Consider the following 26,460-nt stretch of genomic DNA (forward strand, 5'->3'; position numbering starts at 1 on the left):
TCGTCGCTTCGCTCCTCGCAATGACGGCCAAAAATCTTTGGAGAGGTGGGAATGATGCGTAGAGCAATTGTGACTGTGTTGGCGATGCTAGCACTTACAGGTTTTGCGCGTGCGGAAACCTGGCCCGCGCACCCGATCACCATCGTCGTGCCGTTCGCCGCCGGCGGTCCGTCGGATGCGATGGCGCGCATCCTCGCCGAGCGCATGAAGCAGTCGCTGGGCGAGGTGGTTCTGATCGAGAACGTGACCGGAGCGGGCGGCTCGCTCGGCGTCGGCCGTGCGGTGCGCGCGGCGCCGGACGGCTACACCGTCTCGTTCGGCCATCTCGGCACCCATGTTGCGAATGGCGCGATCTACAAGCTCGGCTATGACCTCGTCGATGACCTCGAGCCGGTGGTGCTGCTGCCGAGCAATCCGATGATCATCGTCAGCAAGAACGCCGTGCCGGCGAAGTCGCTGAAGGAACTGTTGGATTGGCTGAAGTCGCGGCCGGCGCCGCCGACCGCGGGCACCGCCGGCGCCGGCAGCGGCAGCCACATCGCCGGGCTCTATTTCGAGAACGTCTCCGGCATCAAGCTGCAATACGTGCCGTATCGCGGCACCGGGCCGGCGCTGAACGACCTCGTCGCCGGCCAGATCGATATCATCGTCGACCAGACGTCGAACTCGATCAACCAGGTCCGCGCCGGCAACATCCGCGCCTATGCGGTCACCGATTCCAAGCGGGTCGCGAACGCGTCGGAGGTCCCGACGGTCGACGAGGCCGGCCTGCCGGGCTTCCACATGACGCTGTGGTCCGGCCTCTGGGTGCCGAAGGGCACGCCTAAGGAGATCGTGGACAAGCTCAACGTCGCGGCGATCCAGGCGATGAACGATCCTGCGGTGAAGAAGCAGCTTGAAAATCTCGGCTTGCAGATGCCGCCAAAGGACCAGCTCAAGCCGGACGCACTCGGCGCCTGGCAGAAGGCGGAGATTGCAAAATGGTGGCCGATGATCAAGGCCGCAAACGTGAAGGTGGAGTGAGACGCGCTCTCTCCGCGTCGTCCCGGCGAAAGCCGGGACCTATACGCCGCGGCCGACGTAAGGGGCAATCGGCTCAACGATCTGCGAACAGCTTACAACGGTGGTTATGGGTCCCGGCCTTCGCCGGGACGACGCTGCATTATTGCGGCGCAATTGCCTCACCGGGCGCCGCGTTGCTCTCCTGCGTCACGACGCGCTCGCCGCTCTTTGCCGCCAGCGCCGTGCCTGCGTCCTCGAACCGCGCCTGATAGACCGCGAAATTCTCCATCACGCGCTGCACGTAGTTGCGCGTCTCCGAGATCGGAATTCGCTCCACCCAGTCGACCGGATCGACCTTGGGATCGCGCGGGTCGCCATAGGCCTTGATCCAGTCGCGAACGCGGCCGCGGCCGGCGTTGTAACCGGCAAAGGTCATGATGTGGCAGCCGCGATATTCCGCCAGCAGCGCACTCAATTCGGCCGCGCCCATCTGGGTGTTGTAGACCGGATCGGAAACCATCCGGCTCCAGTCGTAGCTGACGCCGAAACGCTTGGCGGTGTCGCGGCCGGCTTCGGGCGTCACCTGCATCAGGCCGACGGCGTTGGCCGCCGACTTGTCGCGCTGGTCGAACGCGCTTTCGGTGCGCGCGATCGAGTAGGTCATGCTGCGCCCGATATCCGGGGCGATCGGGGTGTGCTTGGGAATGCCGATGACCGGGAACGCGTAATGGTCGAAGGCAAAGCCCCGCGCCAGCGCGATCTTGCCGATCTGCAGCATGGTGCGGGCATCGTTGCGGCGGCCGGTGAGCTCGCCGAGCGCCTCGAGCATCCCGACATCGGCGCTCTCCTCGGCGAGGTCGGCGGCGAAATAGAGCACGATATCGGGCTCGCCGATCGCATAGAGCATGTCCGCGGCACGCACGCGCTCGTCAGCCGCCATGCTGGCCGCGCTCGCCGCCGGCGAGGGCGCGCGCAGCTCGATGCCGTCACGGCCGAGCCTGGCCAGCGCGAGCTGACCGTAATAGGCGGTCGGGTAGCGCGCCGCGGCCTGGTAGTCGGCCCGCATCGCCACGCTGTTGCCGAGCGCTTCGGCGGCGCGACCGCGCCAATAGGCGGCGCGCGCCAGCACGGTCGGATTGGTCTGGCCTTCGTCGATCCGTGCGAAATGCGCGGCTGCGGTCCTGGCATCGTCGAGATAGCGCAGCGCGATCCAGCCGCGCATGAAGTGCATGTCGGAACGGTAATACGGATTGTCCGGCGGCGCCGCGCCGCGGATGACGTCATAGGCCGCCTGGTACTCGCCTTGGTCGAGCAGCTTGCGGGAGAGGATGCGGCGCTCGCGCCACCACTGGTCGGTGTCCTGCTGCGCCATCGTCTCGGGCGCCGCCGCAATCGTCACGCGCGCCGCGTCGTCGATCCTGTTCTTCGCGAGCAGCCACTGGATGCGGCACAGCGTGTAGCCGAGGTCGCTGCGGGCGTCCGCCGGCACATCGTTGAGCGTATCCTCGGCCTTGCTGGATTGCCCGCGGACCGCGCCGCAAGCCTTCACGATGGCCAGCTCGTCGCTGCCGAGGTGCTGCGCCGCGCGCCGCGCGCCGACGAGATCCTTGGCGCCGATCCGCTTGTCCATGCGCGCGCGATGATCATCGCGCGTCAGCAGGTCCTTGAATGCGTCGTAGGCGTCGCTCTCGGTACGGTCCAATAATTCTTCCGAGCGCCAGGCGTCGCGCACCAGCCGCGCGGCGCCGTCGCGGTCGCCTTCGGCGAGCAGCGTGCGTGCGAGCGCGAACTTGCCCTTGGCGCTGATCGGTTGATCGAGCGTGAAGTCGTGTACCGTTGCCGGATCGCTGCGCTCCTGCCACATCCTCGCTTCAGCCCGCTTGCGCAACAGCGTGACGCTTGGCCAGTCCGGGTTGGCCGTGACGAATGCCGCATAGCGGCTGAACAGCGCATTCGACTCCGAGTGGCGCAGCAGATACCACTCGACGAGCTTCCGCCCGACGGGATCGGTGATCTTTGCCTGGATATCGGATGCGTCGCTGGTCTTGCCCCGGCGTGCCGCGACGATCGCGTCCCTGACCGCGGCGAGATCGCCCGACAATTGCGGTCCGGCGGGCTTCTCCGGCTCGAGCGCCTTGGTGGTCTCAGCCGATTTGGACGAAGCGGATTTGGCCTTCGCTGATTTACGCTTGTCGGCGCCATGCCTGGCATGGCGGCGCTTGCCGGCGGCGCTCTCGCGCGTCGCCTTGGCGCCGTGCGCCTTCTTGTCCCCGTGGCCGCTCTTGGCCTGGTGCTGATGATGCGGTTTGGCGCCTGCCTCAAGCGGAAGCAGCGCGAGCACGGCCACCGTGGCGAGGCACGCCAGCGGACGTAGGCAACGGTTCATTCCCTGGCCCCCCTGAAACGATCAGGCACAAACGGAACGCGTCGTACGCGGCACATCCGCCGCAGATTACTACCACCCTCGATTCTCGAGTATTAACGCTGCCGCAACTCAACAGGGAAAACGCGACAAAATAAGGCGTACAACGTGTGGAACCCCGCGGGAACCGGGGTTTTGCGGGACTTTTTAAGGGGCCGAGGCGCCAGTTTGACCGGTCCCAGCGGGGATATATTCTCGCCAAACGTGCGGCGGGGCGCTTTCTCATGTCAGATCTGTTCTTTCAAGCCGGTGCGTCATGACGGCTCGGCTCAGAACCATCCTGGATGGCGGCCGCTATTTCGAGGGCCCGCGCTGGCATCGCGGGCGGCTCTGGTTCGTCGACTGCATGGCGCGGACGCTGCTGAGCATCAGCCCGTCAGGCGAACGCCAGGAGCATGCGGCGGTGACCGACGACACGCCGTGCGGTCTTGGCGTGCGGCCTGATGGCGACATCGTCGTGCTGACGATGTTCAGGAAGCGGCTGCTGCGGTTTTCCGGCGGCGCGCTGTCGCTGTATGCCGATCTCTCCGGGATCGCGACCGGTACGATCGACGACATGATCGTCGACGGGAAGGGTCGTGCTTACGTCGGCGATCTCGGCTTCAATCTGCCGCCGCCGGAGGGCCGCGGCGCCGTCGGCCGCGTCATCCTGGTGATGCCCGACGGCAGCGCCCGCGTCGTCGCCGACGGCTTGCGCTTTCCCAACGGCATTGCCGTCTCCTCCGACTATCGCCGGCTCGTCGTCGCGGAGATGGATGGTGGTAGTCTCGCCGATTACGACATCGCGCCGGACAGCGGCCTCAGCCTTCGCGGGCGGTTCGGTCGCGTCAATGATCCTGACGGCATCTGCCTCGATGGCGACGGCGCAGTCTGGGTCGCGTCGTTTACCGAAGACGCATTCGTCCGGATCGATCGCGATGGTGTGGAGCGTGCGCGCATCGCGGTGCCCGGCCGCCGCGCTCTCGCCTGTGCGCTCGGCGGCGCGGACCGCAGGTCGCTGTTCTGCCTGAGCGCGGAGACGTCCTACGAGGAGCTCCGGAAGGGCAAATCGGTGTCGCGGATCGACGTGGTCGAGGTCGATACACCGGGCGACGGCTATCCCTGACGGAGCCAGTCGCACGGGCGTCGTCCTGGTTCCAGTGCCAGCGAAGGCATCTTGCGGACTTGAGTTGCGTTCTTGTTTCGTTCATATTGGGCATCCCGGAGAATGCCGCCATGGACGCCGAGCGAGACCGCGAAATCATCAGGCTATGGAATGAGCTCCGCCGGCTGCAGCGCGAGGGACGTCCGACGGCGTTGCTGGTCCGCCGGATCGAGCAGGCTCTTGCGGCGCGCGAGCAGGAGGCGGCCTGAAGCTCCGGCTTGGGCGTTTGCTTCAGGCGAACCGGTATCTGCTTCGTCTGAACGCGCTTAGCGCCCGCCGTCCGGCCCCATCACCAGGTTCGGCAGCCAGGTCGATATCTCCGGGAAGAAGCACAGCATCAGCACGGCGAACATCATCAGCAGCACGAAGGGCAGCGTGCCCCAGATCACCTCGCTCAGCGGGATGTCGGGCGCGACGTTGCGGATGACGAAGATGTTGAGGCCGACCGGCGGGTGGATCAGGCCCATCTCCATCACGATGGTCATGACGACGCCGAACCAGATGATGTCGAACTCGGCGGCGCGGAGCGGCGGCAGGATGATCGGCGCGGTCATCAGGATGATCGAGACCGGGGGCAGGAAGAAGCCGAGCACGATCACCATCACGAGGATCGCAAACAAGAGCTCCCAGCGCGGCAGGTGCATGGCGACGATCGCCTCCGCCGCCGACTGCGAGATGTGCAAATAGCTCATCACATAGGAATAGAGCAGCGACATGCCGATGATCAGCATCAGCATGGTCGATTCACGAATGGTGGATTTCAGGATCGGCGACAGGTCGCTGGGTTTCCACACACTGTAGATCACGGCGATCAGCCCGAGCGCCAGGAGGCCGCCGAGGCCGGCCGTTTCCGACGGCGTGGCGTAGCCGCCATAGAGCGCGATCATCACGCCGGTGAGCAGCAGCACGAACGGGATCACGCGCGGCAGCGCGCTGAAGCGCTCGGCCATGGTGAATTCGTCGCGCTGCAGGATCGCGGCATCCTTGCCGGTCGCGTCATAGACGGCGCGGGCCATGGCGTATTCCTTGCGGAAGCGGAACACGGCGTAGACGCCGAACAACGACACCAGCAGCAGTCCGGGGCCGATGCCGGCGAGAAACAGCCGTCCGAGCGACTTCTCGGCGGCGACGGCGAACAGGATCATCGTGATCGAGGGCGGCAGCAGGATGCCGAGCGTGCCGCCGGCGGCGATGATCCCCGCGGCAAAGCCGCCGGAATAGCCGCGCTTGCGCATCTCGGGGATGCCGGCCGAACCGATCGCCGAGCAGGTCGCGGGCGAGGAACCGGCCATCGCCGCAAACAGAGCGCAGGCGAACACGTTGGCGACGCCGAGGCCGCCGGGCACACGGTGCAGCCAGGCATGCAGCGCCGAGTAGAGATCCTGGCCGGCGCGCGATTTGCCGATCGCCGCGCCTTTCAGGATGAACAGCGGGATCGACAGCAGCGTGATCGAGGCCATCTCCTCGTAGACGTTCTGGGTCACCGTATCGAGCGAGGCCGCCGGCATGTAGATCGCCATGAAGACGACGGCGACCGCACCGAGCGCGAATGCGATCGGCATGCCGGAGAACATCGCAAACAGGGTGGCAAGCCCGTAGGAGATGCCAATACCAAACACGGTCATCGGCGCGCGCCACCGGTCAACGGAATGAGGATTTGCAAAAGGAGCTGCACGCAGAGCAACGTCATGCCCAGCGCCATCAGCCCGTAGGGGATGGCGAGCGGCGGCGACCACATCGAGTTGGACACCTGGCCGTCGACATAGGCCTCGTGCGCCAGGGTCCAGGACTTCCAGGCGAAGAAGGTGCAGAACGCGAAACTCGCGACGTCGACCAGCCACAGTCTGATGCTGTTGGCGCGCGCCGAGAGCAGGCCGACGAACGCCTCGATGCTGACATGACCGCGCTGGCTCTGCACATAGGCCGCGGACATGAAGGTGGCGCCGACCAGAAGGAACACGGCGGCCTCGTCCTGCCAGTAGTTCGGGCTGTGGAACAGGGCGCGGCCGAGCACGCTGTAGCTCAGGATCATGCAGGCCGCGATCAAGGCGAGCGCGGCGAACACCACGATGACGTTGTTGCAGACGGACAGCGCCCGCCCGAGCAGCGCCACGGGTGTATGGCCCGTGGCGATGCTTGGGGTTTCGGCTTGATCCGCGGCCGGACCATGCATCATGCGGCGACGTCGCTTGCGAGCTTCAGCAGGTTGGCTGATGTCACCGTCTTGGCACCGTAGTCCTTCCAGGCGGTGTCGCGCGCGATGTCGCGCCACTTGCCGACGATGGCGGCGTCGAGTGCGCTGACCTTGGCGCCGGCCTTCTCATAGACCTTGGTGACTTCGGTATCGTCGTCCTGCGCCCCCTTGCGGCCGAACGCCTCGAGCTCGGCGCCGACGGCGAGGATGATGTCCTGCTGGTTCTTCGGCAGCTTGTCGAAGATCGCCTTCGACATCATCAGCGGCTCCAGCATGAACCAGTAAGAGGCGCCGGCGCCCGAGGTCAGCGACTTCGCGACCTCCTCGAGGCGGAACGAGATCAGGCTGGTGGAGGAGGTGATGCCGGCATCGCAGGCGCCGGTCTGCATCGCCGCGTAGATCTCGTTGGACGGCACCGACAGCACGGCGGCGCCGGCGGTCTGCAGCACCATGTCCATCTCGCGCGAGCCGCCTCGCACCTTGAGGCCCTTGGCGTCTTCGGGCGCCACGATCGCCTTGGAGCGGCTGGCGACGCCGCCGGCCTGCCAGACCCAGGAGATCAGCAGAATGCCCTTGTCGGCGAGGAAGTCGCTGAGCGCCTTGCCGACCGGCTCCTTCTTCCAGCGCAGGCCCTGGTCGTAGGTGGTGACCAGGCCCGGCATCAGGCCGATATTGGTCTCCGGCAACTCGCCGCCGGCATAGGGCATCGGATAGAGGCTGAGATCGAGCGCGCCCTTGCGCATCGCCGAGAACTGCGCGTTGGTCTTGATCAGCGAGGAGTTCGGATAGACCTCGGCAGCGAGGTCGCCGCCCGAGCGCTTGGCGACCTCGGCCGCGAACATCCGGCACAGCCTGTCGCGGAAATCGCCCTTGTCGATGGTGCCGCCGGGGAACTGATGCGAGATCTTCAGCGTGGTCGCGGCATGCGCAGTCCCGACACCCATCCGCAGGGCGGCGGGGGCGGCGAGGGCGGAAGCGAGGACGTGGCGACGTGTGAGCATGGTTCTTCCCCTGAAGAGCTTCTTGAGCGGCTGTTAGGCTGGCGCGGAGCTTTAGCTTAGCCGGTCTTCGCGCGAAACTTCTCTCATCTGATAGTTCGAGGCGCCCTGATAGTGCGGGCCGATATCAGGCCGCAAGTCGTCAGGCCGCAAGTCTTGCCGTTGCTGCGGCGCACACAGCGTGCCGACGCAGCGTTGCCAGTCGACCCTCGCACGACGAACCGTCGAGCGTACGCCGGCACGCTTCAAGAATTTGTTATTGAAGGTAACAACCGGCCGCGCAAGTGCGTCGAGGAGAGAGCGGCAAGTCGTCGCGCTCACATTTGACCACACAAGGGATCACTCATCATGACCACCAAGACCCGCCTCGGCCTTTCCGCCGCGTTGCTCTCGTTCAGCCTTGCGCTCGCCCCCGCCGCCTTCGCTCAGGACAAGATGGGCAAGGACGACGCGATGAAGAAGGAAGGCACGATGTCCAAGGATGCGATGTCCAAGGATGCCATGAAGAAGGACGATGGCATGATGAAGAAGGACGACGCCATGAAGAAGGACGGCGGCGCGATGATGAAGAAAGACGACGGCATGAAGAAGAACTGACCGCCGCCACCGCTCATCGTTCACGGGCCCGCCGTCGTGGCGGGCCTGGTTACGCCTCAGCGCTTCTTCTTGCCGCGCTCCTTGCGCGCCGCGTAGCGGGCGTCACGCTTGGCCTTCTGCTCGGCCTCGAGCGCAGCCAGTCGTGCGGTTTCCTCTTCCTTCTCCCGCGCAATGCGGATGGCCTCGGCTGCGGCGGCCTCTTCCTCGCGACGCTTCCGTTCGGCCTTCTCGATTTCACGGGCTTCCCTGGCCTTGGCGCGGCGTTCGGCGATAGCCGCGCGCTCCTCGGCCCGTGCCTTCACGGTCGGATCGTCAGCGCCCGGCTGGGTGCGAAACTTGTTGAGGAGGTTTTGCCGCGCCTGCAGGGCCGCTTTCTGGCGGTCGGCAAAACCCGGTTCCTTGAAGCCACTCATAGAGGAAGCCTGCTGCTTTCTGTTCGTTGATGGATGGGGTTCGGTCGGCGTTCAATAAGTGAATGGCGGCGAAAAGGCCAGCGGTGAACGAGGGGCTGTGGAGCAAAGGAGATATGAGCGGACCGCAAATGGCCGACGGCGGTGTTTGCACCCGGCTTTCGGCCGGCGTGGTGAGTGGTTGGTCACCGAACCCGCCGACAGGCCTATCCGCGTTGAAACTGCTCGCGCCGGCCGTTGCCGAGCACCTTGGCGACTGTCTCGGCGGTCATCGCGCTCCGGTCCGAGGCGCGCTGCGCTTCCAGCCTGTCGCGCGCCTTTTCGGTGATCAGGAGGCTGATCAGCCGCAGTCTGCTGGATTCGTCGACAGCTTCCGAGAGCAGCTGCCTGTAACGCTGATAATCGTAACTCGCTTCTTGTTCGCTCACCGGCACGCCCCGCACACGCGCTCAACTCAGCGGGCAGTTTTTCCCGAGTCGCGCCAGCCCGCAATTGAATTGCAGGGCCGATCGCTGCCGGCGCGCATTTCATTGTGCGACTGTTGCAGAATTGATCGCACGCAACCGTGCAAACGGTCATGATGCGGCGATGGCAAAAGGGAACCGAAGCGGCCATGAGCGAATCCGAAGACGGAGGTAACCGCCGCGGGGCGCTGATCGGACTGCTGGTCGCGGTGGTCATGCTCGCGGTCGGTCTCTGGCTTGCGCATGACCTGACGGCGGCGAGCAAGATGCAGGACTGCCTGATGTCGGGCCGGACCAACTGTAATGTGATCGAGCCGGCGCGCTGATCCTGCCTTGCGGCAGTGCAATATCGCTCCCACATCAAGCCCAAAGATTCGGGCTGAACTGTTTGGTCCCGGTTGTGATTCCGGTCACACGCGGACAGGCGGGCTGCCTCGACTCCCAGAGATCGGCGGGAACCAAGGCCATGATGTCCAAGCTGTGGTCCGGAACGGGCGCGGCACTGGCTGCCGCAGCCGCGGTGGGTGCCGTTTTGGTAGCGTATCTATCCCTGACGCTGGCGTCGCCAGAACCGGTGTCGAGCGCAGCGCTCGGGCCGGCCTGGCAATGCAGCCGGGTGGCTTTTGTGCTGACCACCTGCACGCGGGCGGGCGAGGATGAACAAGAGGCCAGAGCTGAGCGCGAGGTGAAGGCTGAGCCCGAGGTCAAGACCGAGGGCGAGGTCAAGGCGATCCCGGTGCGGGCCAAGGACGATTGTCCGCCGGAACCCTAGATCTGACGCGCCGTCGTTAGCGGAGTTCGGTGGCCACTTCGCTCAAACGCGCTCTGGCCGGCCGGGCTGCGGCCGCGGCCGTATTTCAAACTATTTCTTTGTGGCACCACGCGGCTTGATGGAGAGGCCAAGGCGCATCGCCATCTTCTTGATGCGCTCCGGCGAACGGCCGGTCGCCTTCACGACCTCCTCGAGCGACTTGGAGGAGCGCGCCAATTCCATCAGTCGTCGGTCCTCCTTGAACGACCACCGCGGCTTTCGGGCCATCTTGTTGGTATCCTTGTGCATTGCTGGGCAACAAAGCCGCCAGGCGGGGTCGCCTGACGGCCTTGCCGGTGTGGGCCCGGACCTTGGGGAAATGTCCGGTGGATAAGCAATACTGCTTCCGGATCAGGTCGCAATTGAAACCGGAATTTAACCTAACCTATCAAGGTTACTTGCAAGGATACTTGGATAGAGCGTGGCAGGAGGCCTTATGCGCAAGGTCGCCATTTTGAGTGCCGCAGCATTTTTACTGTCCGGTTGCTGGTCCGACCCGGAGGTCACGGGATCGACCAACAGCTGCGCGGCCAATCTTTACAGCCAGTACAATCCCAAGGTCATGGATCAGTGCGTCAACGCCTGCATCAAGTGTGACCATGGCAACGTCACGACCTGCACGACCTCCTGTACGCTGAAGGGCGCGCGGTAACCGATCCGCGCACGCACTGACGCGGACAGGGCCCGGCGGTCGCATGCGCGCGCGTTCGCGTGATCGCGTGGCGGCGCGATATTGGCGCGCCTTGCGCGGCGTCATGAACGCCGTTATCGCGTCTGTTCGGCGGCGCCATCGCCGAGCCGGAAACCAAAAGCGTGGAACAGAGCGCGATGAGCGGGCCTTCCTATGTCGCGGTCGATTGGGGCACCAGCAGCTTCCGGCTCTGGCTGATGAGCGCTGGCGGCGAGGTGTTCGGCGAACGGCGCAGCGACGAGGGCATGATGGCGGCCGCCAGGGCCGGCTTTGCGTCGGTGCTGCAATCGCATCTCGACGCGCTGGGCGCGGCGGCCAATCTGCCGGTCGTGATCTGCGGCATGGCCGGCGCGCGGCAGGGCTGGGTCGAGGCCGGCTATGTCGACATACCGGCGCATCTCTCCGCTATCCTCAAAGGCGCCGTCGTGGTCAGGGGGCAGCCGCGCGATATCCGCATCCTGCCCGGGATTGCGCAGCGCGATGCTGCGGCACCCGATGTGATGCGTGGCGAGGAAACCCAGTTGCTGGGCGCGCTCGGTCTGGATGCGCCGGGTGAGGCCCTCGTTTGCATGCCGGGAACCCATTCCAAATGGGTGCGCCTGCGCGGTGGAGCGGTCGAGCGCTTTGCGACCTTCATGACCGGCGAGTTGTTCAGCGCAGTTGCGCGCGACACCATTCTGTCCCATGCCGTCGCCGGTGCGGAAAAGGCCGTTGATGCCGATGCGTTCCGCTCGGCCGTCGTCGAGGCGTTCGCAGCGCCGGCGCTTTCTGCCAATTTGCTGTTTCGGGTGCGATCCCGGCAGTTGCTGTTCGGCGGCAGCGCGCAGGCGGCCCGTGAGACGATCTCCGGCACGTTGATCGGTGCCGAGCTGGCGGCCGGCCTTGCCGAGCTGGAGCGAGCAACGCCGGTGACGCTGATTGCATCGGGCCGGCTGCAACGGCTCTATCGGATCGCGCTCGAAAGCCTTTCGATTCCGCTCAACGTGATGGATGCGGAAGAGGCGGTTCGCCGTGGCCTCGCCGGCGCCGCGGCGGCGATCTGGAACAATTGAGGGATCAACGCATGAGCATTCAGTTTCCGCCGATGAAGCGTCCGCTGGTTGCAATCCTGCGCGGCGTCCAGCCGGACGAGGCCTTGGGCATCGTGAGCGTGCTGCTCGAGGCTGATATGACCGCGATCGAGATTCCGCTGAACTCCCCCGAGCCGTTCCGTTCGATCGAGATTGCGGCGAAGCGGGCGCCCGCTGATGTTCTGATCGGCGCCGGCACGGTGCTGACCGCGGCAGACGTCGATCGTCTCCATGACGCCGGCGGGCGCCTCATGGTGTCGCCGAACGTCGATGTCGACGTGCTGGCGCGCGCCCGGCACCACGCGATGATCACGATGCCCGGTGTGTTCTCGCCGACGGAAGCGCTGCTCGCCGCACGCGCGGGCGCCTCGAGCCTGAAGTTCTTTCCGGCAAGCGTGCTCGGCGCTTCCGGCATCTCGGCGATCCGCGCCGTGCTGCCGCGGGATGTGATGCTCGCCGCCGTCGGCGGCGTCTCGGACCAGAATTTCGCGGAGTATGTGAAGGCGGGCATTCGCGCCTTCGGTTTCGGCAGCAGCCTCTACAAGCCGGGCATGACGGCCGCGGATGTTGCGGTCCGCGCAAAGGTGACAATCGAGGCGTATGACAGGGCCGTGCAGGGCGCGAGCTAGGCCCGGTCCGTAATTCCTGACCGCGGGCTAGTCGTCGCGCTTTCCGCCGTCGATCACCCTGAATAGCGGGGCTGCCTCGCGAGGATTCTCCAGCAGCTCTTCGACCATGGCGATCGCGGCCGCAACGTATTTCCCGGTCGCGACGTCCAGCGGCCGTTCCGCTTCGTCTGCCAGCGCGAGCTTGGCGCCTTCGAGCAGTTTGCGGGTGCGGATGGCGGACTCGTCGCCGGAGGTCAGCGCGGCGCGCGCGATCGATCGCAGCACGAACAGCTCGCCCTCCAGCCGCAGCAGGCGGTCGTTCAGCTTGCTCAGCACAGTATTCAGGTTCCGCATGTCGTCCTCTCCGGGCGTTGGACCCGTCTTCCATACACGGTCATTCCTGACGAAATTCTTGTGCCGGCCACACACCATTTGGTTTGTTGAACGGCGTCGCCGGCCACCTCATGTTCCCGGCGGCTCTGGCAGGCGCTGTCGTCCGGCGGAGCGGTTTGTGGATCACGGCGAATAGCCCTAGTAGAGTGTCCGCGGTCAGGCGCCCCGGCCGGGCGCCGTGGGCGCATCCGCTTCATTTAGGAACGACGAAGGAACGCATATGAAGATTGCCGTCGAAACGACCGTTGCCGCGCCGATCGCAGATGTCTGGCACGCCTACACCACGCCCGACGACATCAAGCAGTGGAATGCGGCCTCCGACGATTGGCACACCACTGCTGCGACCGTGGACCTGCGCGCCGGTGGCGCATTCTCGTCGCGGATGGAAGCCAAGGACGGCAGCATGGGGTTCGATTTCGCCGGCACTTACACCAAGGTCGAGGCGCCCCGGCTGCTCGAATATGCGTTCGGCGACCGCACCGCGCAGGTTGCGTTCACGCCTGAGGCGGGCGGCGTCAAACTGCAGGTCAGCTTCGACGGCGAGGATACTCATTCGGTCGAGCAGCAGCGCGGCGGCTGGCAGGCGATCCTGGATAGTTTCAAGCGCTACGTCGAGGCAAAGCAGCGGTCCTGATCCGGCCGCTGCCACCAAGCGCAAGCGGATCGACCAGATGCTGGAAGAATTGACAGCCGGCGGGGTCTATATGGGAATGGCACATCGGCCGAGCAAACGGGCGAGGTGATCGTTCTCTCGGCGCGGTCGCGATGGTCGTCAGGAGCAAATGCGATGCGTTGTGTCTTGGCACTTGGCCTGTTGGTCATCCTGTGCGTGTCGGCGAACGCCGCAACACGGCGTCACTCCCACACACGCCAACCCGCAACCGTTCGTTCGCCCGGGGCTGCAACGCCGGCGGCGCGCTTCGCCGTTCCTGGCTGGAGTGACGAGGCGACGCGGCAATGGCTCGACCGTGCATCGGAAAATGCCGGCCGAGGCGGATAGTGCGGTAGCCCCTGGCGCCAACTCAATCGGCGTCGTCGTCCTCGGTTCCCCGAGAGTTCGATGCCGAGCGGCCGCCGTATTGCCGGGGAACGCCCGCGGCCTTTCTCGCGCTCACGCCCTCGCTCTCGCGCAGTTCCTTGCGTGCACGCCGCGCGGTTCGCATCGCGCGCTTGATATTTGAATCGTGCGAATCCTCGTCGAAGAAGAGGACGATCTCGCAGCTCGGGCACTGACGCGAGTAACCGTTCTGCAGCCGCTTGGCGCGATCACGAAAGACGTTCTTGCAGCGAGTGCAACGGATCTGGACGGAGTCTTCCATATCGATCCCAAAATGTCGGCGAACAATGAGAACGCTGGCAATCTCTTTGAGGAGGCAATTCCAGATTAGGATATCACGAAGCACGCCGCCCAAGATCGCTGCGAGAATCGGAACCTGCAACGTGACGAACCAAATACGTTCGGCATCTCGAGCGCTGTCGGAACTTTGTTCACGCACGGAGAACTACGGAATCGTTTCGTGCGCTGAATGATAAAGAACACGGCGCGATTTCAGAGCAGACCGTGGATATCAAAAAAGAAAGGCCTCAGCGCGTGGGCCACGCTGAGGCCAAGTTGACACTTTGGTCGTGAGGCTCCGTCACCGGCGCCTCGGTTCTTAACCTACATTCGTTTTTCTGCAGCCAAATAGCCCATATGGACCATGATCGTTGGCACAGAACGTGCACTCTTGGAGCTGTCAGGATTTTGCATCACCTTCCTGGGGCTAGGAGCAGCGCCGTCCGCGTATATTTCAAGCGGGCGGCGTTGTGCATTCCGGCAGCCGGTACGCGGCTTTGATTAGGGATCAGCGATCCACCGGCCGAATTTCCAGGCTCTCGATTTTGACCGGCGGACTAGAGAAAGCATCCTCGTTCAACGGATGCAGCGTGATCGGAGTATTCGTGCCGCCGGTGAGGACATTGTCGCCCGCGCCGCTTGCGTGGGTGTAACCGCCGGCGAGTTGGTCGAGCCCGATCCACGGCACTGGCGCCATCACCTTCCAGGTCAGTGCGACTTCCTGGTCGCCGATGAAAATGCCGAGGTTGGGAATGGCTGCGACGTAACGACTGTCCGGTGCGCTATCGGCCTGCAACACGCAATCGAGATTGGTCACCGGGCCCAGGATGAAACCGGTATCGGGGCCGCCGCGACACGCGAGCGTTCCGGCCTGCACCTGTTGCGCCTCGGCGGTTGCGATGGGCGTGGCGAGAACGGCCGCGCCCCACACCGCAACGATGACCCAATGACCCGTTGTACGCATGGCGCTGTACAACGCGAACGGACGCGCAATCGGTCCACGCTCTCGCGAGCGGCCTTCGTTGGTGGTTAAGAGAACCTTAGAATTGGGGTCGCCAACGAAACTACGCCGCCGGGCTCGAAATGAATTGTCCCGGCGGCGGTCTGTTTCAACCTGGGCCCGCAATCCCAGTGATGTTCTGTCTGCAAGACCGGCGCCAAGGTTCGAGGACCCCGTATTCATACGGGCGTTAGCGTCTCGCGACAGTCTGGGGTTGGCTGTTGACCTTTTTGTGCCCCGGCGGAGGTCCGACTGTCGCCCAAACCACCGCGGCAATCACCATCGCCGCCAGGATGGCGCCGGCCAAGGGCCGATCGTTATCCATGGTCCGTGCCTGTTCAGATATGATGCTCCAGCTTCCGCATCTCCTGCAGGCGTGCCAGGCAGAAATCCCGATACAATTCGTTGATGAAATCCCACATGACCGAATCCCCTCTTGGTCCAATGGCGGGACGCTACCCCGGGTTTGTTTCCGGCCGGCTTCGCGGCTTCCGGAAAATGGTTTCGCCGAAGGGGAGTGGCATGGCGATCCCGGCAGAAGGGCCAGAACCAAGTCAAGTCAATGGGTTAGGGCGGCTAACAGAACTTAACGGCACCTAGCGCGGTCAAAGGACATCCGAGCGCAGTGGCCAACGGGCGAGGGCAGGGAGAGCCCACGGCCGATACTCATACGTGCGCCCCATGACTTTGGGCACTTCCGGGCTGTTCAGCCCGTGGATGACATTGGATGGCCAGCGTGGTGGAAAGCGCGGTCCCGGCCACCCCACGACTACCCCATGGCCGGGATCGCGCCCCCACGATCTTCAGGCCTATCGCGAGCATGGTGCCGCAACGAGGTGCATGGCAATGCCGGATGAACTTCCGATCGTGCGCGCTCCAAAGCTAGCAGCGGATATCCTGCGCGACTTGCATGCCGCTGAGGAAGAGTTGGTCGGCAAGGCGGCCGTTCTCACCGACGGCAAGGCCGGCACAATCGATCACGTTTATCTCGACGACATGCACGGCCTTCGTTTGTCGATCAGGGGGCACGATGGCAGGTGGCCGGTTTCGACCATCAAATTTATTCTGTGAGGGAGAAGAGTTTCCGCCCAGGAGATGATCTTTGTCGAGAGAGAGACAGTCTAAGGACTCGGCGGACGCTTTTCGACTCTTGTTGGCGTTTCGTAAAATCAAGGATCGGAGTTTAAGACAGGGCGTCATCGAGGCGATCGAGGCGATGGCGGCGCGAAACCGCGCCGGTCATAATGCGGAAGATGAACAAGAGCGCTGATGTGCTGCCGTCCTAGCGCGTCATGGTTCAGCCTGAATCCAAACCGCTCTATAATAGGACGCGATCAGGGTCCTACACGTGGCGCCCGTGATCTTCGGGCGGTCTCGGCGACTTCTCGGCCCCCAGCAAGTCGAGACCCGTCCACCATCACGAAAAAGGCCGCCGGTGACGGCGGCCTCGTCTCATGATGGCGCAGACTCAGCGGGCGATGTTGATCCGCGCACAATGCAATTGGCCTGAACCTTCAGAGCGCCAGCCCGACTTACGTCGGGGGCAATTCATTTTTTAAAGAAATTATCGAATTTGTAAGCCAAAACCGACGGAGGAGAATGCCATGAGATCATCTGGTACTCGACTCGGAATGGTAATGCTCACCGGCGCCGCCCTTGGCGCCCTCGCACTTGAAGGTCTTCACGCACAAGCTCAGGCCCCGGTCTATTTCGTAGCCGAAATCGACGTGAGCAATCCTGACGCTTATGCTGCCGAATACGCGCCAAAGGCCCAAGCGATCATCAAGGCCGCAGGCGGCCGTTTCCTGGCCATCGGAGGAGCCGCCGCAGCTGGCGGAAAGGTGACGACATTTGAGGGGGACCCACCCAAGCGTGTGGTCGTGCAAGTGTGGGATAGCATGGACAAGCTCAAGGCGTGGCGTGCCAATCCTGAATATCTTGCGATCCGTAAGATCGGCGAAAAATACGCGAAGTTCCGCTCTTACGCGGTCGATAGCGTGCCACAATAGAGCGCTCAGAGCGCCCCTCCATAAAACAAAAAGCCCCGCCACCATGGCGGGGCTTGATTTTTCCCGGTGTGCGGCGGCCTAGGCGGCGGCTTGCTCGGCCGGCGCCGCCGGGCCTTGATCCGCTCGCTGTCATGCACGGCCATCCTGTTCAGCACCAGATCGCGCTCGCAGCCTTCGCACCGGGCTACGCGCCACTTGGCGTCAAGCACGGCCTTAGTGTGTGCTGGTGTCGCGATGATCGAGATCGCCAACTGTTCGGCCTCGTCCGCGAGCGCCTGATGCTCCGCGCAACGCTCACGGGCGATCGTCTCGCAGAACACTCCAATCCGCGCGAACATGACATCATAGCGCGCGATCATGTCGAGTAGGGCGGCCTCGGAGTTGGTGGTGGCAGTTTTGATCATGATTTTCTCCTCTAGGGTTTGACACAACGGCGTTGAGCGGCGCGTGCGCCACCCCTCGATCTCGTCGGCCTCCTTTGAGAAAACCCGGGCCTGCGAAACCCGAGTCCATCTGGACCAGGATAGCGTTTCACCAATTTGGCAAACCATCAACTGAAATACAGAAATGCACCGGATTGGTGAAATCGCTCGGTAGCGAAACCACGGTGTCCCGGGTGGGTTCTGGAAGGCGCGCCAGCCAGCGAGCCGGCGGCGCCCATGCGTCTATCCTGGTCGGCCGGACATCAGGGCGGCGAGCGGAAGGCGTATCACGTGGCTCGCCACCCCTGTGAATAAGCGGGATAAGCGTGTAATTGGCTCCAAAAACTCGGGGAGCGTGAAAGGATCGAGCGACACCGCGAATCAAACGAGTGGTCCGCGCGGGCAAATTTTTTCCTTGGGTGATTGAGTCTTGAACACCCCCAAATTTGGAGCCCTTGAACAGCGCGGTCGAGTCATGATCGGCGCGCTGTTTGGCAAACGCGAGGTCGACTTTTCGAGCAATCAGGAAGCAATCCAATTTTGTGAGCGGCAGCCAGATTTGTGGAGGAGATTGCTGACGCAGCTCGCCCAGCAGAGTGCCAATCCGCTTTTCCGCAATCTGAGAATGAGATTGATCAGGCCAAATTCGAAACTGCGTCACGATCGGACGGTGGCTTTGTTGTACGGGCCCGAATCCCCCTTCTGGTCATGCTCAATGCGATTTTCCGACCACTGCCGGGCTCTCAGAGCGATGAAGTAGCCCCGCCGACAATTCTTAATTTCATCAACAAGGGGTCTCACAGCTGAGCGCCCCCCCCGGTCACGATCCAGCATAACCGCTGCGATGCGTGGCGCTTTCCCTCACTTCAACAATGATGGCGATCAGCGGTCACGCCACGCTCGCGCAGGTGCAAGTCTATATCGATGAAGTCGAGCAAGAGACCATGGCCGATGCGGCCACGAACAAGCTTGCAAACAGCGCCCTGCGAACAGCGCAGGAACAACCAGTGGCTAACGCCACAGGTGCAGTGGCTAACATCGGCGTAAGTGATTGAAAAATAAGGGGACGATTCTGATTTGGCGATCCCGGCAGGATTCGAACCTGCAACCCGCGGAGTAGAAATCCGCTACTCTATCCAGTTGAGCTACGGGACCGTGGCCGCCTTGTAGCATCCGCAATATGAAAAATCCGCCTTTCCGCCAAGTCTGTCCGAACCGATTTTTGTGGTCGGACGACAAAGGCGAGCAGGGGTCTCGTCCTGCGTTGGCCAGACCCGCCCGCCGAGCCGGCATGACGCTGCCGCCGGGGCTGGTCGAAGGAATGTCGGCAATGCAATCTGCGACGTTTTCGTCCGTTCATGTCAGCGCCTTCACTCCGTCACCTTTTCGCGCATTTTTTTGCCCCAACGCGGCGTTCGACCGCGGGGCGTTCAGGAGCTCCATCATGATCGGTTTGGTTCGTGCGGCCGCACTTTGCGCCACGCTGGCGCTCGGCCTGGTGAGCGCCCAGGCTGCGGACAAGGCCTTCAAGCGCGACGATCTCGCGGATTCCGCGATCAAGCTGGAGGCCCAGATCAAGAGCGAGGCGGGCGCGGTCAACAAGTCGGCCGCGACCTTGCGCACCGACGCGGACGCAGCCTTCAAGCGCAATGATTTCCGCGGCGGGCTCACGATCCTCGGCCAGATCGCGGCAACCGCGCCCGAGGACGGCGCCAACTGGCTGCGGCTTGCCAGGACCGTCTTCCAGATCCGCTCCGCAAGCTCCAGCGAACAGACCTTTCTGATGGAGCGTGCCTCCACCGCCGCCTACATCGCCTATCAGCGCGCCGGCAATGCGGGCGAGGAGGCCGATTCGTTGGCCGTGCTCGGCAAGGCGCTCGCGGAGCGCAAGCTGTGGCGTCCGGCGCTCGACGCGCTGCGGCTGTCGCTCGACCTGCGCGAGGTCGCCGATGTCCGGGGCCAGTATGAGAAGATGCGCGACGAGCACGGCTTCCGGCTGCTCGATTATACCGTCGATTCCGATGCGGCCTCGCCGCGGGCCTGCTTCCAGTTCTCCGAGGAGCTCGCCAAGCGCGTCGACTTCGCGCCGTATCTCGCACTGGCCGGCACCGACAAGCCGGCTTTGTCGGCGGAAGGCCAGCAGCTCTGCGTCGACGGGCTGAAGCACGGCGAGCGCTACAACATCAATCTGCGCGCCGGCCTGCCGTCTACCGTTAAGGAGACCCTGCCGAAATCCGCCGAGTTCAACATCTATGTCCGCGACCGCAAGCCGTTCGTGCGGTTCACGGGGCGCGCCTACGTGCTGCCGCGGACCGGACAGCGCGGTATCCCGGTGGTCAGCGTCAACACGCCGGCGGTCACGGTCAACGTGTTCCGGATCGGCGACCGCAACCTGATCAACACCGTGATCGACAGCGACTTCCAGAGCACGCTGAGCCGCTATCAGCTCTCCGATCTCGGCGACCAGCGTGGCGTCAAGGTGTGGTCCGGCGAGCTCGCCACCGCCACTACGTTGAACCAGGACGTCGTGACCGCATTTCCGGTCGACCAGGCGCTCGGCGACCTGCAGCCGGGTGTCTATGTCATGACCGCTGCGGCCAAGGGGCCGGGCAGCGACGACGACGGCACGCTGGCCACGCAATGGTTCATCGTCTCCGACATGGGCCTGTCGGCCTTCTCCGGCAACGACGGTATCCACGTCTTCGTCAACTCGCTGGCCTCGACCGAAGCGGCCGCCAATGTCGAAGTGAAGCTGGTCGCCCGCAACAACGAAATCCTGGCCACCCGCAAGACCGACGCAGCAGGCCATGTGCTGTTCGAGCAGGGGCTGGCACGCGGCGAGGGCGGACTGTCGCCGGCACTGCTGACGGTGACGGGCGAGAAGGCCGACTACGCCTTCCTGAGCCTGAAGACCAACGCCTTCGACCTCACCGATCGCGGCGTCGCAGGGCGCGCGATCCCGACCGGCGCGGACGCCTTCGTCTACGCCGAGCGCGGCGTCTACCGCTCCAACGAGACCGTCTACCTGACCGCGCTGCTGCGCGACGGGCAGGGCAACGCCCTGACCGGGACGCCGCTGACCATGGTGATCGAGCGGCCCGACGGCGTCGAATTCCGCCGCACCGTGCTGCCCGACCAGGGCGCCGGCGGCCGCATGCTGGCGGTGGCGCTGAACTCCGCGGTGCCTACGGGAACTTGGCGGGCGCGTGTCTTTACCGATCCCAAGGGCTCGTCGGTCGGCGAGACCACCTTCATGGTCGAAGATTACATCCCCGAGCGGATCGAATTCGACCTGACCAGCAAGGAGAAGGTGATCAAAGCTGAAGTTCCAGTGGAACTTCAGGTCTCCGGCCACTTCCTCTATGGCGCGCCGGCCTCGGGCCTGCAGCTCGAAGGCGACATGCTGGTCGCACCTAGCGCAGCCGGCCGGCCCGGCTATGCCGGCTACCAGTTCGGCGTCGACGACGAGCAGACCGCGAGCAACGAGCGGACCCCGATCGAGGATCTGCCGGAGGCCGATGCCAATGGCGCGGCGAGCTTCCCGGTCAAGCTCGAGAAGGTCCCGGCCTCGACCCGGCCGCAGGAAGCCCAGATCTTCATCCGCATGGCGGAGACCGGCGGCCGTTCGGTCGAGCGCAAGATCGTGCTGCCGGTGGCCCCGGTGGCCTCGTTGATCGGCGTCAAGCCGCTGTTCGGCGACAAGAGCGTGGCCGAGGGTGACAAGGCCGAGTTCGACGTCGTGTTCGTCGCACCCGACGGCAAGCAGCTGTCGCGCACCGGACTGCGCTACGAGCTGTTGAAGCTGGAGTCGCGTTACCAATGGTACCGGCAGAATTCGTCCTGGCAGTATGAGCCGGTCAAATCGACCCGCCGCGTCGCTGACGGCGACGTCAACCTCGCGGCCGACAAGGCGATGCGGCTGACCTTCCAGCCGCAGCCCGGCCGCTACCGGCTCGATGTGAAATCGACCGATGCCGACGGTCCGGTGACTTCGGTGCAGTTCGATGTCGGCTGGTATTCCGACGGCAGCGCCGACACGCCCGACCTGCTCGAAACCTCGATCGACAAGCCGGAATATCAGTCCGGCGACACCATGACGGTGTCGGTCAACGCGCGCACCGCCGGGAAGCTCACGGTCTATGTGCTCGGCGACCGCCTGCTGACGACCCAAAGCGTCGACGTCAAGGAGGGCACCCAGCAGGTCAAGCTCCCGGTCGGCAAGGACTGGGGCACCGGCGCCTACGTGATGACGACGCTGCGCCGTCCGCTCGATGCCGCCGCCGGGCGTATGCCGGGCCGCGCGATCGGGCTGAAATGGTTCGGCATCGACAAGAAGACACGCACGCTGGCCGTCGAGCTTTCGCCGCCCGCATTGGTGCGGCCGGGCACGACGCTGAAGATTCCGGTCAAGCTCGGCGGGCTCAATCCCGGCGAAGACGCGAAGGTGGTGCTGGCCGCGGTCGATGTCGGCATCCTCAACCTGACCAATTACAAGCCGCCGGCACCGGACGACTATTATCTCGGCCAGCGCCGCCTGACCGCCGAGATCCGCGACCTCTATGGCCAGCTGATCGACGGCATGCAGGGCACGCGGGGTCAGATCCGGAGCGGCGGTGACGCCGCCGGCGCCGAGCTGCAGGGCTCGCCGCCGACGCAGAAGCCGCTTGCGCTCTATTCCGGTATCGTCACGGTTGGCCCCGACGGCACCGCCGACGTGAGCTTCGACATCCCCGAATTCGCCGGCACGGCGCGGGTGATGGCGGTGGCGTGGAGCGCCACAAAACTCGGCCGCGCCAATGTTGACGTGATCGTGCGCGATCCCGTGGTGGTGACCGCGACATTGCCGCGTTTCCTGCTGACCGGTGACAAGGGCACCATCAGCATGGATATCGACAATGTCGAAGGCGCCGCCGGCGATTACGCCGTCAGTGTCAAGGCGAGCGGCCCGATCAAGGCTTCGGGCAATCCGACCACGACCGTGAAGCTTGCCGCCAAGCAGCGCACGTCGCTGTCGCTCGGCCTCGAGGCCGGCGGCGCGGGTCGTGCCGATTTTGACGTCGACATCTCCGGGCCGAACGGGATGACGCTGGCGCGGCACTATGCACTCGACGTCAAGCCGGCGACCCAGGTGCTGGCGCGCCGCTCGATCCGCACCCTGGCGAAGGGCGAGAGCCTGACGCTGACCTCCGACATGTTCTCCGATCTGGTGCCGGGCACCGGCAGCGTCTCGGTCTCGGCGAGCCTGTCGACCGCGCTCGATGCCGCGAGCATCCTGAAGGCGCTCGACCGCTACCCCTATGGTTGCTCCGAGCAGATCACCAGCCGTGCGTTGCCGCTGCTCTATGTCAACGATCTCGCGGCCGGCGCTCATCTTGCGATGGACACCGCGGTCGACCAGCGCATCCGCGACGCGATCGAGCGGCTCCTCGCCCGACAAGGCTCGAATGGTTCGTTCGGCCTGTGGTCGGCGGGCGGCGATGATGCCTGGCTCGACGCCTACGTCACCGACTTCCTGACCCGGGCCCGCGAAAAGGGCTTTGCGGTGCCGGACGTGCTGTTCAAGAACGCCCTCGACCGCGTCAGGAATTCGGTCGTCAACGCCAACGAGCCGGAGAAGGACGGCGGCCGCGATCTGGCCTACGGCCTCTACGTGCTCGCCCGTAACGGCGCCGCGCCGATCGGCGACCTGCGCTATCTCGCCGACACCAAGCTGAACAATCTGGCGACGCCGATCTCCAAGGCGCAGCTGGCCGCGGCGCTGGCGCTGGTCGGCGACAAGGCGCGGGCGGAGCGGGTCTATGGTGCCGCGCTCGATGCGCTCAACCCCAAACCGGTGATCGAGTTCGGCCGAGTCGATTACGGCTCGGCGCTGCGCGATGCGGCGGCGCTGGTTTCGCTCGCAGGCGAGGGCAATGCGCCGCGCACCACGCTGACCCAGGCCGTGCTGCGGGTCGAAGCGGCGCGGGGGCTGTCGCCCTACACCTCGACGCAGGAGAATGCGTGGATGGTGCTGGCGGCACGCGCGCTCGCCAGGGAGACGATGGCGCTCGACATCAACGGCCAGCCGGTCAAGACCGCGGTCTATCGCAGCTACAAGGCTGAGGAGATGACGGGCCAGCCGCTCAAGATCACCAATACCGGCGATGCGCCGGTGCAGGCGGTGATCTCGGTGTCGGGCTCGCCGGTGACGCCGGAACCCGCGGCCTCCAACGGCTTCAAGATCGAGCGCAGCTACTTCACGCTCGACGGCAAGCCGGCGGACGTCAGCAAGGCGAAACAGAATGACCGCTTCGCGGTTGTGCTGAAGGTGACGGAAGCCAAACCGGAATTCGGTCACATCATGGTGGCCGACTATCTGCCGGCCGGGCTCGAGATCGACAACCCGAACCTGGTGTCGTCAGGCGATTCCGGCACGCTCGAGTGGATCGAGGACGGCGTCGAGCCGAAAAACGCCGAGTTCCGCGATGACCGCTTCACTGCGGCGATCGACCGGGGCGCCAACGACAAGTCGGTGTTCACGGTCGCCTATGTCGTGCGCGCGGTGTCACCGGGCAAATACGTGCTGCCGCAGGCCTATGTCGAGGACATGTACAACCCCTCGCGCTACGGCCGCAGCGGCACGGGTGCGGTCGAGGTCAAGCCGGCGAAATGAGCGATCGTGGAATGAGCAAGGACGCGCGTCCAAAACTCTTCTGGTCATGGCCGGGCTTGACCCGGCTATCCAGGGACGCGTCCGCTGGCAAGAAAGACGTGGATGCCCGGGTCAAGCCCGGGCATGACAAGCGTAGCGGGCGGTTGGTGCTTCGCATCGCCGGCGCTGTTGCGATCGTGGTCGTCATGGTTGCTGCGGCCTTCGCCGCCTGGGTGGTCTCGCTCGGGCCGCTGCCGCTTGCGCAGGCGCAGCAGGTCTCGACCACGGTCATCGACCGAAATGGAAAACTGTTGCGCGCCTATGCGATGGCGGATGGGCGCTGGCGGCTGCCGGTCGACGCCAAGGCATCGGTCGATCCCACCTATCTGAAGCTGTTGTTCGCCTATGAGGACAAGCGCTTCTACGCGCATCACGGTATCGATCCGCTGGCGCTGTCGCGCGCCGGCTTCCAGCTGCTCACGCGCGGCCATATCGTCTCCGGCGGTTCGACGATCACGATGCAGCTGGCGCGGCTGATCGAGCCGCGGCACCAGCGCTCGGTCTACGCCAAGCTGCGGCAGATGGTGCGCGCGGTTGAACTGGAGCGGCAGCTCTCCAAGGACCAGATCCTCGATCTCTACCTTGCGCTGGCGCCGTTCGGCGGCAATCTCGAGGGCGTGCGCGCCGCCTCGATCGCCTATTTCGGCAAGGAGCCGAAGCGGCTCTCGCTCGCCGAGGCCGCGCTGCTGGTGGCGCTGCCGCAATCGCCGGAGCGGCGGCGGCTCGATCGCTATCCCGAAGCCGCGCATGCTGCGCGCGACCGCGTGCTCGACCGCATGGTCGAGGACGGCGTGGTGTCGAAGGACGACGCTGCGCAGGCCCGCGCAACGCCCGTGCCGAAGATGCGCAAGCAGATCCCGATCCTGGCGCCGCATTCGTCCGATCAGGCGATCGCGACAATGAAGGATGCGCCGGTCATCAAGCTGACGCTGGACGCCGCGCTGCAACGGAACCTGGAGGCGCTGGCGCGCGATCGCGCCATCGCGCAGGGGCCTGACGTCTCGGTTGCGATCGTCGTCGTCGACAATGAGACGGGCGACGTGCTCGCGCGCGTGGGCTCGGCGGATTATTTCGACGAGCGGCGCGCCGGGCAGGTCGACATGACGCGCGCGGTGCGCTCGCCGGGCTCGACACTGAAGCCGTTCATTTATGGCCTCGCCTTCGAAGACGGCTTTGTTCATCCCGACAGTCTGATCGAGGATCGGCCGATCCGCTTCGGCACTTACGCGCCGGAAAATTTCGACATGACGTTCCAGGGCACGGTGCCGATCCGCAAGGCGCTGCAATTGTCGCTGAACGTGCCGGCGATCGCGCTGCTCGACCGGGTCGGTGCGAGCCGGCTGTCGTCGCGGCTGAAGCAGGCCGGCACCAACCTTGTGCTGCCGAAGGACGAGGCACCTGGTCTTGCGATGGGCCTCGGCGGCGTCGGCATCACGCTGCAGGATCTCGCCCAGCTCTATTCCGGTCTGGCGCGGCTCGGTGCGACCAAGCCGCTGCGCGAGATCGTGCTAGCGAATGACAGCCGCGACACGATGCGGCTGATGGATCAGGCGGCGGCCTGGCAGGTCGGCAACGTCCTGCTCGGTACACCGCCGCCGGAGAACGGCGTGCACAACCGGATCGCGTTCAAGACCGGCACCAGCTACGGCTATCGCGATGCCTGGTCGGTCGGCTTCGACGGCCGTATCACCGTCGGCGTCTGGGTCGGCCGTCCGGATGGCGCGCCGGTGCCGGGTCTGGTCGGCCGCACGGCCGCGGCGCCGATCCTGTTCGACGCCTTTTCGCGCACCGGGAAGATCCCGGCGGCGTTGCCGAAGCCGCCGCGCGGCGTGCTGGTCGCCTCCAACGCGAAACTGCCGCCACCGCTGCGCCGGTTCCGGCCGCTCGGCGAACTGGTCCGCAGCGGCAACGACCAAGCGCCACATATCCAGTTTCCGCTGAACGGCTCACGCATCGACGTCGATCAGTCCGAGGGCGGCAGTCATGCGGCAATGCCGGTCAAGGTCGCCGGCGGGGTGCTGCCGCTGACGGTACTCGTGAACGGTGTCTCAGCGGGGGACATCGACAGCAGGCGGCAGCGCCTGATCGACCCGCCCGGGCCGGGCTTTGCGCGGCTGACCGTCATCGACGCCACGGGGGCAGCGGATACCGTTGTGATCCGCGTGCAATGATCGCGCGGGAAAGCGGAACAGCACGGT

The 26,460-nt window shown here is 64.8% G+C and carries 27 protein-coding genes and 1 tRNA gene; 15 read left to right on the forward strand and 13 right to left on the reverse strand.

Features of this window, described 5'->3' with window-relative positions:
- The first annotated feature begins 54 nt into the window (after nucleotides 1–54).
- Nucleotides 55–1,023, forward strand: coding sequence for a tripartite tricarboxylate transporter substrate binding protein BugD (locus tag AAFG07_RS21205; protein WP_342728933.1), 969 nt, complete (start codon nucleotides 55–57; stop codon nucleotides 1,021–1,023).
- Between the two features lie 139 nt (nucleotides 1,024–1,162).
- Here AAFG07_RS21205 and AAFG07_RS21210 read toward each other — a convergent pair whose 3' ends face one another.
- Complete coding sequence (locus AAFG07_RS21210) at nucleotides 1,163–3,388, reverse strand: lytic transglycosylase domain-containing protein (protein WP_342728934.1); 2,226 nt, start codon at nucleotides 3,386–3,388, stop codon at nucleotides 1,163–1,165.
- Nucleotides 3,389–3,680: 292 nt separating this feature from the next.
- Here AAFG07_RS21210 and AAFG07_RS21215 point away from each other — a divergent pair, with 292 nt between their 5' ends.
- Together AAFG07_RS21215 and AAFG07_RS21220 are read left to right on the forward strand one after the other, a co-directional pair.
- Complete coding sequence (locus tag AAFG07_RS21215; protein ID WP_342728935.1) at nucleotides 3,681–4,529, forward strand: SMP-30/gluconolactonase/LRE family protein; 849 nt, start codon at nucleotides 3,681–3,683, stop codon at nucleotides 4,527–4,529.
- 110 nt (nucleotides 4,530–4,639) lie between these two features.
- On the forward strand, nucleotides 4,640–4,777 hold the full coding sequence (locus AAFG07_RS21220) for a hypothetical protein (protein WP_158231348.1): 138 nt from the start codon (nucleotides 4,640–4,642) through the stop codon (nucleotides 4,775–4,777).
- 57 nt (nucleotides 4,778–4,834) lie between these two features.
- Here AAFG07_RS21220 and AAFG07_RS21225 read toward each other — a convergent pair whose 3' ends face one another.
- Genes AAFG07_RS21225 through dctP form a run of 3 tightly spaced genes read right to left on the reverse strand, consistent with a single transcriptional unit; the run spans nucleotide 4,835 to nucleotide 7,763 of the window.
- On the reverse strand, nucleotides 4,835–6,193 hold the full coding sequence (locus tag AAFG07_RS21225; RefSeq protein ID WP_212314704.1) for a TRAP transporter large permease: 1,359 nt from the start codon (nucleotides 6,191–6,193) through the stop codon (nucleotides 4,835–4,837).
- Nucleotides 6,190–6,744: a TRAP transporter small permease gene (locus tag AAFG07_RS21230; protein WP_342728936.1), complete on the reverse strand. Its 555-nt coding sequence runs from the start codon at nucleotides 6,742–6,744 to the stop codon at nucleotides 6,190–6,192. The genes AAFG07_RS21225 and AAFG07_RS21230 overlap by 4 nt, the downstream gene beginning before the upstream one ends.
- A complete protein-coding gene (gene dctP, locus AAFG07_RS21235) occupies nucleotides 6,741–7,763 on the reverse strand; it encodes a TRAP transporter substrate-binding protein DctP (protein ID WP_342728937.1) in 1,023 nt (340 codons plus the stop codon). The genes AAFG07_RS21230 and dctP overlap by 4 nt, the downstream gene beginning before the upstream one ends.
- Before the next feature lie 345 nt (nucleotides 7,764–8,108).
- Between dctP and AAFG07_RS21240 the strand changes: the two genes are divergently transcribed.
- Nucleotides 8,109–8,357 carry a pentapeptide MXKDX repeat protein gene (locus AAFG07_RS21240; protein WP_342728938.1) on the forward strand — a complete coding sequence of 83 codons (249 nt, stop codon included), beginning with the start codon at nucleotides 8,109–8,111 and terminating at the stop codon, nucleotides 8,355–8,357.
- Between the two features lie 56 nt (nucleotides 8,358–8,413).
- On the opposite strand, the gene AAFG07_RS21245 is transcribed toward AAFG07_RS21240, so the two are convergent.
- The gene (locus AAFG07_RS21245) at nucleotides 8,414–8,770 is read right to left on the reverse strand and encodes a DUF6481 family protein (RefSeq protein ID WP_212314696.1); all 357 of its coding nucleotides are present in this window, start codon (nucleotides 8,768–8,770) and stop codon (nucleotides 8,414–8,416) included.
- 203 nt (nucleotides 8,771–8,973) lie between these two features.
- Nucleotides 8,974–9,195 carry a hypothetical protein gene (locus AAFG07_RS21250; protein WP_342728939.1) on the reverse strand — a complete coding sequence of 74 codons (222 nt, stop codon included), beginning with the start codon at nucleotides 9,193–9,195 and terminating at the stop codon, nucleotides 8,974–8,976.
- Nucleotides 9,196–9,344: 149 nt separating this feature from the next.
- Between AAFG07_RS21250 and AAFG07_RS21255 the strand changes: the two genes are divergently transcribed.
- Both AAFG07_RS21255 and AAFG07_RS21260 read left to right on the forward strand, forming a co-directional pair.
- Nucleotides 9,345–9,557: a hypothetical protein gene (locus AAFG07_RS21255; RefSeq protein ID WP_342728940.1), complete on the forward strand. Its 213-nt coding sequence runs from the start codon at nucleotides 9,345–9,347 to the stop codon at nucleotides 9,555–9,557.
- 140 nt (nucleotides 9,558–9,697) lie between these two features.
- On the forward strand, nucleotides 9,698–10,003 hold the full coding sequence (locus AAFG07_RS21260; RefSeq protein WP_342728941.1) for a hypothetical protein: 306 nt from the start codon (nucleotides 9,698–9,700) through the stop codon (nucleotides 10,001–10,003).
- A 90-nt stretch (nucleotides 10,004–10,093) separates the two neighbouring features.
- On the opposite strand, the gene AAFG07_RS21265 is transcribed toward AAFG07_RS21260, so the two are convergent.
- Complete coding sequence (locus AAFG07_RS21265) at nucleotides 10,094–10,270, reverse strand: hypothetical protein (protein WP_171947593.1); 177 nt, start codon at nucleotides 10,268–10,270, stop codon at nucleotides 10,094–10,096.
- Nucleotides 10,271–10,478: 208 nt separating this feature from the next.
- On the opposite strand from AAFG07_RS21265, the gene AAFG07_RS21270 reads away from it, so the two are divergent.
- The 3 genes from AAFG07_RS21270 to AAFG07_RS21280 all read left to right on the forward strand — a co-directional run bounded on the left by AAFG07_RS21270 (nucleotide 10,479) and on the right by AAFG07_RS21280 (nucleotide 12,432).
- Nucleotides 10,479–10,694 (forward strand): hypothetical protein, encoded by a 216-nt coding sequence (locus AAFG07_RS21270; protein WP_050402491.1) that lies wholly within the window; start codon nucleotides 10,479–10,481, stop codon nucleotides 10,692–10,694.
- A gap of 176 nt (nucleotides 10,695–10,870) precedes the next feature.
- Nucleotides 10,871–11,785, forward strand: coding sequence for a 2-dehydro-3-deoxygalactonokinase (locus tag AAFG07_RS21275; protein WP_342728942.1), 915 nt, complete (start codon nucleotides 10,871–10,873; stop codon nucleotides 11,783–11,785).
- Nucleotides 11,786–11,796: 11 nt separating this feature from the next.
- Entirely contained in the window at nucleotides 11,797–12,432 is a 636-nt protein-coding gene (locus AAFG07_RS21280) for a 2-dehydro-3-deoxy-6-phosphogalactonate aldolase (protein WP_342728943.1), read from the forward strand.
- Between the two features lie 27 nt (nucleotides 12,433–12,459).
- On the opposite strand, the gene AAFG07_RS21285 is transcribed toward AAFG07_RS21280, so the two are convergent.
- Nucleotides 12,460–12,765 (reverse strand): hypothetical protein, encoded by a 306-nt coding sequence (locus AAFG07_RS21285; RefSeq protein WP_342728944.1) that lies wholly within the window; start codon nucleotides 12,763–12,765, stop codon nucleotides 12,460–12,462.
- Between the two features lie 259 nt (nucleotides 12,766–13,024).
- Here AAFG07_RS21285 and AAFG07_RS21290 point away from each other — a divergent pair, with 259 nt between their 5' ends.
- The gene (locus AAFG07_RS21290) at nucleotides 13,025–13,438 is read left to right on the forward strand and encodes an SRPBCC family protein (RefSeq protein WP_342728945.1); all 414 of its coding nucleotides are present in this window, start codon (nucleotides 13,025–13,027) and stop codon (nucleotides 13,436–13,438) included.
- A 388-nt stretch (nucleotides 13,439–13,826) separates the two neighbouring features.
- On the opposite strand, the gene AAFG07_RS21295 is transcribed toward AAFG07_RS21290, so the two are convergent.
- Nucleotides 13,827–14,300, reverse strand: a complete 474-nt coding sequence (locus AAFG07_RS21295) for a hypothetical protein (RefSeq protein WP_342728946.1) — start codon at nucleotides 14,298–14,300, stop codon at nucleotides 13,827–13,829.
- Nucleotides 14,301–14,648: 348 nt separating this feature from the next.
- Nucleotides 14,649–15,116, reverse strand: coding sequence for a DUF992 domain-containing protein (locus AAFG07_RS21300; RefSeq protein ID WP_342728947.1), 468 nt, complete (start codon nucleotides 15,114–15,116; stop codon nucleotides 14,649–14,651).
- An 870-nt stretch (nucleotides 15,117–15,986) separates the two neighbouring features.
- On the opposite strand from AAFG07_RS21300, the gene AAFG07_RS21305 reads away from it, so the two are divergent.
- Nucleotides 15,987–16,211 (forward strand): PRC-barrel domain containing protein, encoded by a 225-nt coding sequence (locus AAFG07_RS21305; protein WP_342728948.1) that lies wholly within the window; start codon nucleotides 15,987–15,989, stop codon nucleotides 16,209–16,211.
- Nucleotides 16,212–16,777: 566 nt separating this feature from the next.
- Entirely contained in the window at nucleotides 16,778–17,149 is a 372-nt protein-coding gene (locus tag AAFG07_RS21310) for a DUF1330 domain-containing protein (protein WP_342728949.1), read from the forward strand.
- 5 nt (nucleotides 17,150–17,154) lie between these two features.
- Here the strand turns inward: AAFG07_RS21310 and AAFG07_RS21315 are convergent, their stop codons facing one another.
- Together AAFG07_RS21315 and AAFG07_RS21320 are read right to left on the reverse strand one after the other, a co-directional pair.
- Complete coding sequence (locus AAFG07_RS21315) at nucleotides 17,155–17,553, reverse strand: hypothetical protein (RefSeq protein WP_342728950.1); 399 nt, start codon at nucleotides 17,551–17,553, stop codon at nucleotides 17,155–17,157.
- Nucleotides 17,554–17,680: 127 nt separating this feature from the next.
- The gene (locus tag AAFG07_RS21320; protein WP_342728951.1) at nucleotides 17,681–18,232 is read right to left on the reverse strand and encodes a hypothetical protein; all 552 of its coding nucleotides are present in this window, start codon (nucleotides 18,230–18,232) and stop codon (nucleotides 17,681–17,683) included.
- A 187-nt stretch (nucleotides 18,233–18,419) separates the two neighbouring features.
- Between AAFG07_RS21320 and AAFG07_RS21325 the strand changes: the two genes are divergently transcribed.
- Complete coding sequence (locus AAFG07_RS21325) at nucleotides 18,420–18,626, forward strand: hypothetical protein (RefSeq protein WP_342728952.1); 207 nt, start codon at nucleotides 18,420–18,422, stop codon at nucleotides 18,624–18,626.
- 23 nt (nucleotides 18,627–18,649) lie between these two features.
- Here the strand turns inward: AAFG07_RS21325 and AAFG07_RS21330 are convergent.
- Nucleotides 18,650–18,726: transfer RNA gene (locus AAFG07_RS21330), tRNA-Arg, on the reverse strand.
- Between the two features lie 289 nt (nucleotides 18,727–19,015).
- On the opposite strand from AAFG07_RS21330, the gene AAFG07_RS21335 reads away from it, so the two are divergent.
- On the forward strand, nucleotides 19,016–24,223 hold the full coding sequence (locus AAFG07_RS21335) for an alpha-2-macroglobulin (protein WP_342728953.1): 5,208 nt from the start codon (nucleotides 19,016–19,018) through the stop codon (nucleotides 24,221–24,223).
- Nucleotides 24,220–26,433, forward strand: a complete 2,214-nt coding sequence (gene pbpC, locus AAFG07_RS21340; protein ID WP_342728954.1) for a penicillin-binding protein 1C — start codon at nucleotides 24,220–24,222, stop codon at nucleotides 26,431–26,433. Before AAFG07_RS21335 ends, pbpC begins: the two co-directional genes overlap by 4 nt.
- Nucleotides 26,434–26,460: the final 27 nt, after the last annotated feature.

Source organism: Bradyrhizobium sp. B097 (assembly GCF_038957035.1).
Classification (GTDB): Bacteria; Pseudomonadota; Alphaproteobacteria; order Rhizobiales; family Xanthobacteraceae; genus Bradyrhizobium.